Here is a 12,812-nt window from a genome sequence, read left to right on the forward strand (position 1 = left end):
TGGGTCCGGCAGGGCTCAGGAGCGGCGGACCTGCTCCGGGGCGTTCCCGGCGGCCCGGTGGTAGCCGGAGAAGACCGCGTCGAGCTCGTCGTCGGTGATCACGTCGGCGAGCCGGTCGAACCCGTCCGGGGCACGCCGCTCCACCTCGTCGATCACCTGCTCGGGCCCGCCGACGCGGTTGCGGAGCACGACGTCGGAGGTGATCGGCAGCCGCTCGTCCTGGTACGCGGTCAGTGCGGCCTCGCCGCCGGCGCCCGCGGCGAGGTGGCGGGCCAGCGCGTCGGCGTCGAGGATCGCCTGCCCGGCACCGTTGGAACCCATCGGGAACATCGGGTGGGCCGCGTCGCCGAGCAGGGTGGTGCGGCCCCGTGTCCAGTACGGCAGCGGGTCCCGGTCGCACATCGGGAACTCGTAGGACTCGGCCGTCGCACCGATCAGCGCGTGGTGGTCGACCTCGGTGAGCGAGAACCGGTGCGCGTGCCGGGCCGGGTCGGCGGGGTCGGCGAGCCGGGCCCAGTCCTGGCGCTGGGGCGGCGGGTCCCCGTCGGCGCCGGTGCGGATGCAGACCGCCCAGTTGGTCAGTACCGAGCCCGGCCGGGCGCCCGGACCGATCGGGTAGATCACGAGCTTCGCGTCGTTGCCGCCCGCGACGATCATCGACCGGCCGCCGCGGAAGGCGGGCCAGTCGGTGGCACCGCGCCACATCGCGACGCCGTTCCAGCGCGGTGGGCCCTCGTCGGGGAACAGCCGGTCCCGCACGACGGAGTGGATGCCGTCGGCGCCGACCAGCACGTCCGCCTCGACGACCTCGCCGGAGGCGAGCGTGGCCCGCGCCCGCTCGGGATCCACCGCGGTGACCCGGGCACCGGTGCGCACGGCGTCCGGGCCGAGCCGGTCGAGCACCGCATCGAGCAGCATCCGCTGCAGCTGCCCGCGGTGGCAGGCGACCTGCGGCAGGTCGAAGCCCGCGTCGAGACCGACCGGGCGGCGCAGCACCGGCATGCCGAGCCGGTGTGCGTAGGTCATCTCCGCGGTCCGCACGCCGATCGTGGCCAGCGACTCGAGCACGCCGAGCTCGTCGAGCACCCGGCCGGCGTGCGGCAGCACGTTCAGCCCGACGCCGAGCTCGCGCCGCCCCGACCCCTGCTCGAGCACCGTCACACCGATCCCGCGCCGGTGCAGCGCCAGCGCGGTGACCAGCCCCCCGATCCCGCCGCCGACGATCGCCACGTCCGACATCCGGCCCCCTTCGTCCTGTGCCGCTGCGAGCCTGCCGGGCGCCGTCCACGATCGACAACCCCATTCGGCGTACCGGCGGAGGGGACCGTGACCGGTACGGCAGGATCGAGGGGTGATGGATCGGCGCACGGGGACCTCACCGGCCCGGCTGGGGCTGACCGGCCCCGACGCGACCACGACGCTGCGCGCGCTCGGCTGGTGGGCCGACGACGCCCCGGCGCCCGGTTGCGAGGAGATCATGTGGGCGCTGGCACGCAGCCCCGACCAGGACCTGGCGCTGCGTGCGGTCGAGCGGCTGTCCCGGACCGCGCCGTGGCCCGAGATCGATGCCGCCCTGCGCACCGACCGGGGACTGCGCGGCCGGCTGCTCGCCACCCTCGGGGCGTCCACCGCGCTGGGCGATCATCTGATCAGCCACCCGGACCGGTGGCTGCTGCTCGCCGACACCCCGGAGCGGCACGACCCGCCGCCGGACCTGGCGCGGCGCTCGGCCAACCTGCTGCGCGCGGTCGGCGCCGACCCGGACGCGCCGGCGCCGGGCACCGCCGACGGTGCCCGGGCCGGCCTGACCGGACCGGAGGCCGTCGCGGCGCTGCGCACCGCCTACCGCGACGAGCTGCTCGGGCTCGCCTCCGCCGACCTCGCCGCCGTCGGGGACCCGGAACTGCCGGTGATGGAGGTCGACGACGTCGCCGCCCAGCTCGCCGACCTGGCCGAGGCCGCGCTGTCCGCGGCGCTGGCCGTGGCCGCCGCCGAGCAGGACCCGCCGGACGAGCTGCGCCTGGCGGTCATCGGCATGGGCAAGTGCGGCGGGCGCGAGCTCAACTACGTCTCCGACGTCGACGTCGTCTTCGTCGCCGAACCCGGCGGCGAGCTGACGGCCCCGGCGGCCAAGCTCGCGGCGCGGGTCATGCGGGTGGCCGGCGAGGCCTGCTTCGAGGTCGACGCCAACCTGCGCCCGGAGGGGCGGCACGGCTCGCTCGTGCGCACCCTCGAGGGGCATCTCACCTACTACCGCCGGTGGGCCAAGACCTGGGAGTTCCAGGCGCTGCTCAAGGCGCGCCCGATCGCCGGCGACCGCGAGCTCGGCGACGCCTACATCGAAGCGCTCTCACCGATGGTCTGGCAGGCCGCCACGCGCGACGACTTCGTCGCCGACGTGCAGGCCATGCGCGCCCGGGTGATCGAGAACATCCCGACCGAGCAGCGTGAACGCGAGCTCAAGCTCGGGCGCGGCGGGCTGCGCGACGTCGAGTTCGCCGTCCAGCTGCTGCAGCTGGTGCACGGGCGCAGCGACGACACGCTGCGCTCCGGCAACACCCTGGTCGCGCTGAGCGCGCTCAGCGCGCGCGGCTACGTGGGCCGCGACGACGGCGCCAACCTGGCCGCGTCCTACCGCTTCCTGCGGCTGCTCGAGCACCGGCTCCAGCTGCAGCGGCTGCGGCGCACCCACCTGCTCCCGGCCGCGGACGACACCGACGCGCTGCGCTGGCTGGCCCGCTCGGCGCGGATCCGCCCGGACGGCCGGCGCGACGTGGTCGGCGTGCTCGTCGCCGAGTGGCAGCGCAACGCCCGGCGGGTCACCCGGCTGCACGAGAAGCTGTTCTACCGGCCGCTGCTCGCCGCGGTGTCGCGGCTGGCGGGGGAGGAGGCCGATGCGGTCCTGTCCCCGGACGCGGCGAAGGAACGGCTCAAGGCACTCGGCTGGGCCTCCCCGGAGGGCGCGCTCGGGCACCTGCGCGGGCTGACCGGCGGGGTCTCGCGGGCGGCGTCGATCCAGCGTGCGCTGCTGCCGGTGCTGCTCGACGAGCTGTCGCACAGCCCCGACCCGGACCGCGGGCTGCTGGCCTACCGGCGGGTGTCCGAGGCGCTGGCCTCGACGCCGTGGTATCTGCGGCTGCTGCGCGACGAGGGCGCGGTCGCGCAGCGCCTGATGACGCTGCTCGGGACGTCCGCGCTGGTCCCGGACCTGCTGCAGCGGGCGCCCGAGGTGCTGCGGATGCTCGCCACGTCCTCCGGGGTGCAGAGCCCGGAGCTGACCCGGGACCCGGCCGAGGTGTCGGTGGCGCTGCGCACGACCGTGGCCCGGCAGTCGACCCCGGAGGCCGCGGCCGCGTCGGCGCGCTCGTACCGGCGGCACGAGATGCTGCGGATCGCCTGCGCCGACCTGCTCGGGATGCTCGAGGTCGACGAGGTCTGCGAGGCGCTGAACTCGGTCAACGAGGCGGTCCTGGCCGCGACGCTGGACGCGGTGCTGCGGGCCGAGGAGGACCGGCTCGCGACCGTCGCGGTGATCGGCATGGGCCGGTTCGGCGGCGGCGAGTCCAGCTACGGCAGCGACGCCGACGTGATGTATGTGTGCACCCCGGCCGAGGGGGTCGACGACCACACGGCCGTCAAGTGGTCGACGCGGGTGGTCGAGCGGGTGCGGCGGCTGCTGGACTCGCCGAGCCCGGACCCGGCGCTGCCGGTCGACGCCGACCTGCGTCCCGAGGGCCGGTCGGGCCCGATGGTGCGGACGCTGGCGTCGTACCGGGAGTACTACGCCCGCTGGGGCGAGGTGTGGGAGTCCCAGGCGTTGCTGCGGGCCCGTCCGGTCGCCGGGGACCGGGCGCTGGGCCGCGAGTTCACCGCGCTGATCGACCCGATCCGGTACCCGGCCGACGGGATCTCCGCGTCCTCGGTCGCCGAGATCCGGCGGATCAAGGCGCGGGTCGACGCGGAGCGCCTGCCCCGCGGCGCGGACCGGTCCACACACACCAAGCTGGGTCACGGCGGGCTGGCCGACGTGGAGTGGACGGTCCAGCTGCTGCAGCTCGAGCACGCGGGTGCCGTGGCGGCGCTGCGCACGACCTCGACCCTCGGCGGCCTGCACGAGGCCGCCGAGGCCGGGCTCCTCCCCGAGGAGGACGCCCGCGAGCTGGAGGAGGGCTGGCGCACCGCCACCAGCGCCCGCAACTCGATCATGCTGGTGAAGGGCAGGCCCGGCGACCAGCTCCCGCGTTCGGGGCGGGAGCTGGCCGCCGTGGCCGCCGCCCTCGGGTACCCGGCGGGCGGGGACCCGGGCGAGTTCCTCGACGACTACCGGCGTATCACCCGGCGGGCCCGGCAGGTCGTCGAGCGGGTGTTTTATGGGTTTGGCTCGTGAGTGGTTTTCGCGGCTCTGACCGCGTTAATCACGCACGGGCGCGGAGCGCGGCGGCGAACCACTCGAAGGCCGGGACACCCGGCTCGCGGGTGGGCCAGCCGTTCAGCGTCCCGAGCAGCATCCAGTAGCGCTCGACCCGCCGGTCGGAGAACAGCTCGACGGTGTCCGCCGTGCGGGCGCGGGCCTCGGCGTCGAGCCCGGCGACGCCCGGGATGCGGTCCAGCACCGCGGCCGCCTCGGCGCTCGCCGGGTCGATCCCCGCGGCCAGCGCGGCACCGGCGTGCTCGCCGACCGCGCACGGGTCCGGGTACTGCTCCTGGTGCGCCGGCTCGGTGCTGCCGGCCACGGCCATCTCCCGTACCCGCGCCGTGAAGGCCGGGTCGCGGATCAGCTCGGCCAGCTCCACCCAGGCCGACACCTGCTCCGGGGTCGGGTCGTCGGGCAGCTCGGACGGCAGCGTCCGCATGCCGTCCGCGATGCCCGCACCCGGCGCCTGCGGGTCGGTGCCGGCGAAGGCCTCGGTGACGAACTCGTCGATCATGTTCTGGCGTTCGGCGGCCGACAGCCGCGCGAGGTCGTTCATCAGGGTCACGCTCCTCTCATCGGGTTCGGTCCCGGTCCGGGCCAGCAGCACGCACACCGCGCGCTGCGCCTTCAGCTCCCGGATCCGGCTCTCCAGGGCCCGTACGTGCGTCTGCGCGATCTCGCCGACCCCCCGTCGGCGGGACAGCACGGAACGCACGTCGTCCAGGCCCAGCCCCAGCTCGCGCAGGGTCCGGACCAGGTCGAGCCGGGCCACGGCGGCCGCGTCGTAGACCCGGTGGCCCGAGCTGCTCCGGTCGGAGGGCACGAGGCCCTCGTCCGACCAGAAGCGGATCGTGCGCACCGGGACCCCGGTCCGCTGGGCCAGGCGGCCGATCGTCAGACGGACGGGGTGATCATGGTTCTGCGACGCGGTCACGGGGACAGCGTCGGGGGTTCCAGTGGCTGGAGGTCAAGTGCGAATCGGATTCGGGGTGCCGCAGTTCGGCGAGGCGGCCGCCCACGTGGAGGACACGATGCGGTTCGCCGCGGGTGCGGAGGAGCGCGGGGCGGCCAGCCTGTGGACGGGGGACCGGCTACTGGCCGCCGTCGACCCGTCGGTCGGGTACGGCGGCGGCGACACGGTCCCGGCAGAGTTCCGGGCCGCGCACGACCCGCTCGCACTGCTCACCGCCGCGGCGGCGGTCACGAGCCGGGTGCAGCTGGGCACGAGCACGCTGAACGCGCCGTGGTACCCGCCGGCCCTGCTGGCGCGGCACGCGCTCACCGTCGACCGGATCTCGGGGGGACGGCTGCTGCTCGGCCTGGGCCTCGGCTGGTCGCCCGAGGAGTACGACGCGGTCGGGGTGCCGATGGCCGAGCGCGGCGCCCGCCTCGACGAGGCTCTCGACGTGTGCGAGGCCTGGTGGCACGACGAGCCGGTCGCCTACCGGGGCACGAACGTGGCCATCGCGCCGTCGCACGTCGAGGTCAAGCCGCACGGGATCCCGGTGTACCTGGCCGGGTTCGCGCCGCGGGCACGGCGGCGGATCGCCGAGCGGGCCGACGGGTTCCTCCCGGTGGTGACGCCGTCGGTGCAGGACCTCGACCGGGCCGTGTCGGCGCCGTGGGCCGAGCTGCGCGCGGCCGCGGCCGGGGCGGGCCGGCCGGCCGACGCGGTCGGCGCGGTGCTGCGGGTCAACCTGCCGGCCGGGTCGACGGCCGCGGACGCGGTCGGGGTGCTGCGCCGGGCCCGGGAACGGACCGACGTCGCGCACGCCTTCGTCGACCTCATGTACCTCACCGGCGACTGCGACACCGCACTCGACCTCGCCGCGGAGATCCTCGACGGCGCCGGGGAGTGAGGGGCCCGCGCCGGGGAGCCGGGCCCGCCGTCGCCCGATGACCGGGTCACGGTGCGTCCCCGGCCCGCTGGTTCACTGGACGGCGTGTCCCCGGACCCCATGGACCTGCTGACCCGCGGCTACGAGCTGGTGGCGGCCCGGCCGGCGTCCCTGCTGGCGGCGCTGCTGGCGCTGGTGGTGGTGGCGTGGCGCCCGACCTGGCGCCTGACCCGTACCGCGGTGACGATCGCGCACGAGGGCGGGCACGCGCTGGTCGCGGTGCTGGTCGGGCGCGGACTCACCGGGATCCGGCTGCACGCCGACTCCTCCGGTGTCACCTACTCGACCGGTGCCGGGCGCGGTCCCGGCGTGGTCGTGATGTTCCTCGCGGGTTACGTCTTCCCGCCGCTGCTGGGCCTGGGCGGGGCGGTGCTGGTCGCCGCCGACGCGGCGGCGGCGATGCTCTGGATCGGTGCCGGGCTGCTGGCCGCGACGCTGCTGCAGATCCGCAACCTCTACGGCGGGCTCGCGGTCGTCGTCACCGGGGCGGTGCTGGTGCTGGTCGCGCTGCGCGCCGGGGAGGACCTGCGGACCGGGTTCGCGGCCGCGCTGTCGTGGTTCCTGCTGTTCGGCGGGGTGAAGGCCTGCACCGAGCTGCGGCGGGGCAGGCGGGGCGGGCGGCTGCGGCACTCCGACGCCGACCGGCTCGCGGAGCTGACCCCGCTGTCGGGCGGGGCGTGGGCGGCGTTCTTCCTGCTCGTCGCCGTCGTCACCACGGCGGCTGCCGGATGGGTGGTCTTCGCGCCCGGCGGCGCCCCCGCCTGAGGAGGAGCTGCCAGGATCGGCCGCATGGCAGAGGACTTCAACACGCGTGTCATCCGTGAGTTCCGGGAGAACCAGGGGCGGGTCGGTGAACCCTTCACCGGGCTGCCGATGGTCCTGCTCCACCACGTCGGGGCCAGGAGCGGGACCGAGCGGATCACCCCGCTGCGCTGGTTCGCCGACGGCGACCGGTACGTGGTCGTCGCGTCCAAGGGCGGAGCTCCGGAGAACCCCGCCTGGTACCACAATCTGAAGGCCAACCCGGACACCGTCGCGGAGGTCGCCGACGGCCGGGGCGGCGTCGAGACGCTGCGCGTGCAGGCGGGGGAGCTGCCCGACGGCGACCGGGAGCGGGTCTGGACGTGGATCAAGGAGAACAACGGCGGCTTCGCCGACTACGAGCGCACCGCGGGCCGCACCATCCCGCTGGTCGGCCTGACCCCGCGCTGAGCGTTCGGGTACCGGCGATGGCAGGCTCGGCCGCATGACGATCACCCTCGAGCAGGCCCAGACCATCACCGCCGCGGCGCTGGCGCACGGTACCGAGCAGGGGTTCAACCCGCTGACGGTCGCGGTGCTCGACCCGGGCGGCGCGATCGTCGCGCTGGCCCGGCAGGACGGGTCCGGTTACCTGCGCCCGGACCTGGCCGTGGGCAAGGCGAACGGCGTGCTCGCCCTGGGCATGACGAACCGGGCCATCGCGGCCCGCGCCGCGGACTCGCCGGAGTTCTTCACCTCGGTCGCCGGCCTGACCGGAGGGAAGATCTTCTCCGTGCCGGGCGGGGTGTTCGTCAAGGACGCCGAGGGCACGCTGCTCGGCGGGGTCGGCGTGACCGGTGACGCGTCGCTGAACGACGAGGCCGCCGCCGTCGCCGGGATCGAGGCCGCCGGGCTGGTCGCGGTCACCGGGGCGGAGTAGTCCCGGCCCCGGACGAGCCGCACCCCCGGGCGACGACGTCAGCCCGGGGGCGCGGAGGGGACACGACCTTGCCGCCGAGGAAAGGTCGTGCACGTGCGTGGTCGCGCGGCTGCTTCGCGCGGAAACGGGTGTCGCGTGGTGGTGGTCGCGGCGGTGCGCCGACAGGACTCACTTGATATCGCTACATCTCGCTGAATGTCACTGATCGTGGTCGGACCGGTACGGGTCGTCACTCGATGTGATGCGGAACACGGTGAAGCCGAGTCAACCAGCCCGTTCAGCGGGTTGTCAACGGGTCCGCGACCGCGGTCGCCGACCGACTCACTGGACCGATTCTGCGGTGCCGGGGTCCCGCGCGGCGCCGGCCAGGTGCGGGTGGTGCCGGACAGCCACCTCGGGGTGCGACCGGACCCAGCCCTTGAGCGCGTTGTCGCCGAACGTCGGCAGCAGCGCGTTCTGCGCCGTCTCGTGCACCCCCGGTGCGCGCGCCGCCAGCTCGGCGGGCAGCGGAACCGGATCGAGGCGCGCGTCGAGGCGCGGGGACCAGAAGAACCCGACCGACTGCCGGGTCGCGCCGGGCCCGCAGGCCAGCACCCGGTGCGGGGTGGCGACCAGGTAGCCGTCGGTCGCGACCTCGAGCATCTCGCCCACGTTGACCACCAGCGAGTCCTCCGCCGGCGGGACGTCCACCCAGCCCGACCCCGGCGGCCGGGCCTGCAGCCCGGCGACCGGACCGTGCGGGTCCTGCAGCAGCAGGGTGAGGAAGCCCCAGTCGGCGTGCGGCCCGACGCCCTGGGCGTCCGGCGCGGGCTCCTCGCCGTGCGCCGGGCCGACGTAGCGGATCACCTTGCCGAACCAGTGCGGCTCCCCGGCGAAGATCGGGTCGAAGTGGTCGGCGGGCAGCCCGAGCCCGGCGGCGAGCGCCCGGGTCAGGGTGCCGGCGACCGTGCTCATCAGCTCGGCCCACGCGTGTGCCCGCGCGCGCAGCTGCGGGACGGTGTCGTCGGGCCAGCGGTTCGGGCCCTCGAGCAGCCGGTACTCCTGGTCCCACTCGGCGCGCGGGCGCGGCGGCTGCTCCGGGCCGAAGTCGATCTGCTCGCGGGCGTCCGGCCGGCCCGCCGTGATCTCGTGGCCGAGCCGGGTGTACCCGCGGAAGTGCGGGGACTCCCGGTTGTCGAGGGCGAGCCGCCGGTCGAGAGGCAGGTCGAAGAACGCCGTCGCGGCCGCGAACAGCTCGGCGACCTGCCCGGGCGCGGCGCCGAAGCCGGTCAGCCGCAGGAAGCCGACCTCGTGCAGGGCGTCGCACAGCGCGGCGCCGAACGCCGGGTCGAGCCGGCCGGCGTCGTCGTGGGCGCGGTCGAACCGCAGGGCGGGAATCGTCACGGCTCCATCGTCGCCGGAAAACGCATCCGGGACGACCCCGGTCACGGATCAGGGACACCGGATCGGGTGTCGGGGTGTTTCCGCGATGCTGTTGTGACCTGTTCCGGATAACCTCGACGGCGTTTCGATCGGCGTTCCGTGGGTCACTCGGTATGAGATCGACTCGGAAGGTCACGACGGTCCGTCGAATGGGCGAACCGGGACAAGAGGAGGACAACCATGCTGTGGACGATTCTGGGGTGGATCGTGCTGGGCCTCGTGGCCGGCTTCATCGCCCGCGCCGTGGTCCCCGGTAAGGACGACATCGGGATCGTGCGCACGATCCTGCTGGGCATCGTGGGCTCGTTCGTCGGTGGTCTGCTGGCGAGCATCTTCACCGGGTTCAGCAGCTTCTCGCCGTCGAGCTGGATCGGCTCGATCATCGGCGCGATCATCGTGCTGGTGATCTACAACAAGGTGACCGGCCGCAAGGCCGTCGGGCGCTAAAGAGCGCACCTGCACCGCTGGTGCCGTCCGGGGACTTCCCGGACGGCACCGACGTGTGTCCGATACCGGGCCCACGAAGGCCCTGACACACGACAGGAGCCCCGACACACGACGAGGACCGCCGTCACGGCGGTCCTCGTCGTCATGTCGCGGGCTGTCGCTGGATCACACGTCGTAGTACAGCGCGAACTCGTACGGGTGCGGGCGCAGCCGCAGCGGGTCGATCTCGTTCTCCCGCTTGTAGGCGATCCAGGTCTCGATCAGGTCCGGGGTGAACACGCCACCCTCGAGCAGGTACTCGTGGTCCTCCTCGAGCTTGTCGATCACCGCGGCGAGGCTGGACGGGACCTGCGCGATGTCGCGGGCCTCCTCCGGCGGGAGCTCGTAGAGGTCCTTGTCGATCGGGGCGGCCGGCTCGATCTTGTTCCGGATGCCGTCGAGGCCGGCCATCAGCATCGCCGAGAACGCCAGGTACGGGTTGCCCGACGAGTCCGGGCAGCGGAACTCGATGCGCTTGGCCTTCGGGCTGTCGCCGGAGAGCGGGATCCGGATGCAGGCCGAGCGGTTCCGCGCCGAGTACACCAGGTTGACCGGCGCCTCGTAGCCCGGGACCAGGCGGTGGTAGGAGTTCACCGTCGGGTTGGTGAAGGCCAGCAGCGACGGCGCGTGGTGCAGGAGGCCGCCGATGTAGTGGCGCGCCATCTCCGACAGCCCGCCGTAGCCGGACTCGTCGTGGAACAGCGGCTGACCGTCCTTCCACAGCGACGAGTGCACGTGCATGCCCGAGCCGTTGTCGCCGAACAGCGGCTTCGGCATGAAGGTCGCGGTCTTGCCGTTCTGCCACGCGACGTTCTTCACCAGGTACTTGAAGAGCATCATCTCGTCGGCGGCGTGGAGCAGGGTGTTGAACTTGTAGTTGATCTCGGCCTGCCCGGCGGTGCCGACCTCGTGGTGCTCGCGCTCCACGTCGAAGCCCGACTCCTGCATCGTGCTGACGATGTCGGCACGCAGGTCGGCGTAGTGGTCGACCGGCGGGACGGGGAAGTAGCCGCCCTTGTAGTTGACCTTGTACCCGAGGTTCCCACCGGCCTCCTCGCGGCCGGTGTTCCACCAGCCCTCGGCGGAGTCGATGTGGTGGTAGCTCTGGTGCGGGTCGGTGCCGAAGCGGATCGAGTCGAACACGTAGAACTCGGCCTCGGGCGCCATGAACGCGGTGTCCGCGATGCCCGACGCGGCCAGGTACTCCTCGGCCTTGCGGGCGACGTTGCGCGGGTCGCGGGAGTAGGGCTCGCCGGTGACCGGGTCGTGCACGAAGAAGTTGACGTTCAGCGTGCGGTGCTTGCGGAACGGGTCGATGCGCGCGGTGGCGGGGTCCGGGAACAGGGCCATGTCGGACTCGTTGATCGCCTGGAAACCGCGGACGGAGGAACCGTCGAATGCGGCGCCGTTCTCCAGGAGGTCGCCTGCCGTCTTGGCGGGGACGGTGAGGTGCTGCATGACGCCGGGCAGGTCGCAGAACCTGATGTCGACGTACTCGACCTTCTCGTCCGAGATGTACGTGAGTACCTCTTCGGCGTTGCTGAACACTCTCTCGGGCTCCTTCGATCGCTGGGCGAGATCGTGGATGACGGTAGGAGCACCGTGTTGCTCACCCATCACTCGTCTGTTTCACGGACGTAAACTGGCCGGAGCGCGACACCCGTCACAGTCGTCTCCGGTGCACGGGAACCCGCGGCGACCGCGCCGCTGTGGTGCCTAGGCTAGAAGGCATGGCCCGCTGGATCGAGTCCTGGCTCCCCGGATCACCCGCCGGGAACGGTGACGTGCCCGGGCACCCGGGCGAACAGTTCGGGCTGCCGGCCACCGGGCACTACTCCGTGGCCGGGGTGGGGCGCCGGATCGGCGGGATCTGCATCGACTGGCTGCTGGCCTACCTGCTGGTCGTGCTGGTGGCGGGGACGGAGGCGATCGGGACGCCCGAGCTCAGCTGGTGGGTGCTCGGTGCCTGGTACGCCGTCACCGTGCTGATGGTCGCCGTGCTCGGGGCCTCGCCGGGGCATCTCGCGCTCGGGATGCGGGTCGCGCGGACCGACATGGCCCGCCACGTCGGTGTGCCGCGGGCGCTGCTGCGCACGGCGATGATCGCCGTCGTCATCCCGGTGATCTTCATCGACGCCGACGGGCGGGGCTGGCAGGACCGGGCGAGCACGACGATCGTCGTGCGGGTGCTGCGGGCCTGACGGCTACACCGCCGGAGCGCCCAGCACCGAGGCCCGCGTCCCGGCCAGGTGCTCGCGCAGCACCTGCCGGGCGCCGGGCGCGTCGCGGGCACGCAGCCGATCCAGGAGCGCACGGTGCTCGGCGACCAGACCCTCGGAGCGGCCCGGGAACCGCCCGCCCAGCGCGCCCAGGTTCATCCGCAGCTGACGGTCCCGCAGCGAGCCGTAGACGTCGAGCAGCAGGCTGCGGCAGCCGGCCCGCACCAGGACGGTGTGGAACAGCCGGTCGGCCTCGACGAAGGCCAGCTCGTCGGCGGCGGTCACCGCGGCGACCTGGTCGGCGACGGCGGCCGTCATCGCCGCGACCACCTCGTCGAGGACGTCGTCGGATGCCGCGGCGACCCGGTCGATCGCGTGCGACTCGATCACGTCCCGGGCCTCGATCACGGCCTCGACCTCGCCGGTGGACACCGGGACCACCAGCGCGCCCCGCTTCGGGAACAGCTTGAGCAGGCCCTCGGCCTGCAGCTGCAGGAACGCCTCGCGCACCGGGGTGCGGCTCAGCCGCAGCGGCCGGGCCACCTGACCCTCGCTGATCAGCTCGCCGGCGGGCAGCGAACCGTCGAGGATGCCGGCCTTGGTGAACCGGTACGCCCGCTCGGTCGCGGTGCCGGGCTGCGCGTCGTCGTTCAGCACGCGCGCATCATCGCCGACGCACCCGGGCCCCGGAG

12 protein-coding genes are annotated in these 12,812 nt (G+C 73.8%); 7 read left to right on the plus strand and 5 right to left on the minus strand.

Going from position 1 to position 12,812, the window contains the following annotated elements; genetic code table 11:
- Positions 1-15: 15 nt before the first annotated feature.
- The gene (locus BM093_RS06270) at positions 16-1,239 is read right to left on the minus strand and encodes an FAD-dependent monooxygenase (protein WP_093338532.1); all 1,224 of its coding nucleotides are present in this window, start codon (positions 1,237-1,239) and stop codon (positions 16-18) included.
- Positions 1,240-1,354: 115 nt separating this feature from the next.
- Between BM093_RS06270 and BM093_RS06275 the strand changes: the two genes are divergently transcribed.
- Positions 1,355-4,387, plus strand: coding sequence for a bifunctional [glutamine synthetase] adenylyltransferase/[glutamine synthetase]-adenylyl-L-tyrosine phosphorylase (locus BM093_RS06275; protein ID WP_093338534.1), 3,033 nt, complete (start codon positions 1,355-1,357; stop codon positions 4,385-4,387).
- A 28-nt stretch (positions 4,388-4,415) separates the two neighbouring features.
- Here the strand turns inward: BM093_RS06275 and BM093_RS06280 are convergent, their stop codons facing one another.
- The gene (locus BM093_RS06280; RefSeq protein ID WP_245773337.1) at positions 4,416-5,348 is read right to left on the minus strand and encodes a MerR family transcriptional regulator; all 933 of its coding nucleotides are present in this window, start codon (positions 5,346-5,348) and stop codon (positions 4,416-4,418) included.
- Positions 5,349-5,385: 37 nt separating this feature from the next.
- Between BM093_RS06280 and BM093_RS06285 the strand changes: the two genes are divergently transcribed.
- The 4 genes from BM093_RS06285 (at position 5,386) to BM093_RS06300 (ending at position 7,993) form a co-directional block, all read left to right on the plus strand.
- Entirely contained in the window at positions 5,386-6,273 is an 888-nt protein-coding gene (locus BM093_RS06285) for a TIGR03619 family F420-dependent LLM class oxidoreductase (RefSeq protein WP_093338536.1), read from the plus strand.
- 84 nt (positions 6,274-6,357) lie between these two features.
- A complete protein-coding gene (locus tag BM093_RS06290; RefSeq protein WP_093338539.1) occupies positions 6,358-7,077 on the plus strand; it encodes a M50 family metallopeptidase in 720 nt (239 codons plus the stop codon).
- 24 nt (positions 7,078-7,101) lie between these two features.
- Positions 7,102-7,524, plus strand: coding sequence for a nitroreductase/quinone reductase family protein (locus tag BM093_RS06295; protein WP_093338540.1), 423 nt, complete (start codon positions 7,102-7,104; stop codon positions 7,522-7,524).
- A 34-nt stretch (positions 7,525-7,558) separates the two neighbouring features.
- Entirely contained in the window at positions 7,559-7,993 is a 435-nt protein-coding gene (locus BM093_RS06300; protein WP_093338543.1) for a GlcG/HbpS family heme-binding protein, read from the plus strand.
- 321 nt (positions 7,994-8,314) lie between these two features.
- Here BM093_RS06300 and BM093_RS06305 read toward each other — a convergent pair whose 3' ends face one another.
- A complete protein-coding gene (locus BM093_RS06305) occupies positions 8,315-9,376 on the minus strand; it encodes an isopenicillin N synthase family dioxygenase (protein WP_093338545.1) in 1,062 nt (353 codons plus the stop codon).
- A 219-nt stretch (positions 9,377-9,595) separates the two neighbouring features.
- On the opposite strand from BM093_RS06305, the gene BM093_RS06310 reads away from it, so the two are divergent.
- On the plus strand, positions 9,596-9,862 hold the full coding sequence (locus BM093_RS06310; protein WP_093338547.1) for a GlsB/YeaQ/YmgE family stress response membrane protein: 267 nt from the start codon (positions 9,596-9,598) through the stop codon (positions 9,860-9,862).
- A gap of 165 nt (positions 9,863-10,027) precedes the next feature.
- Here the strand turns inward: BM093_RS06310 and glnA are convergent, their stop codons facing one another.
- Entirely contained in the window at positions 10,028-11,449 is a 1,422-nt protein-coding gene (glnA, locus tag BM093_RS06315; RefSeq protein WP_093338551.1) for a type I glutamate--ammonia ligase, read from the minus strand.
- Positions 11,450-11,631: 182 nt separating this feature from the next.
- Here glnA and BM093_RS06320 point away from each other — a divergent pair, with 182 nt between their 5' ends.
- Positions 11,632-12,102, plus strand: coding sequence for an RDD family protein (locus BM093_RS06320; RefSeq protein WP_093338554.1), 471 nt, complete (start codon positions 11,632-11,634; stop codon positions 12,100-12,102).
- Between the two features lie 3 nt (positions 12,103-12,105).
- On the opposite strand, the gene BM093_RS06325 is transcribed toward BM093_RS06320, so the two are convergent.
- On the minus strand, positions 12,106-12,777 hold the full coding sequence (locus tag BM093_RS06325) for a GntR family transcriptional regulator (RefSeq protein ID WP_245773338.1): 672 nt from the start codon (positions 12,775-12,777) through the stop codon (positions 12,106-12,108).
- Between the last annotated feature and the right edge of the window lie 35 nt (positions 12,778-12,812).

Origin of the sequence: Pseudonocardia ammonioxydans (assembly GCF_900115005.1) — a bacterium.
Lineage (GTDB): Bacteria > Actinomycetota > Actinomycetes > Mycobacteriales > Pseudonocardiaceae > Pseudonocardia > Pseudonocardia ammonioxydans.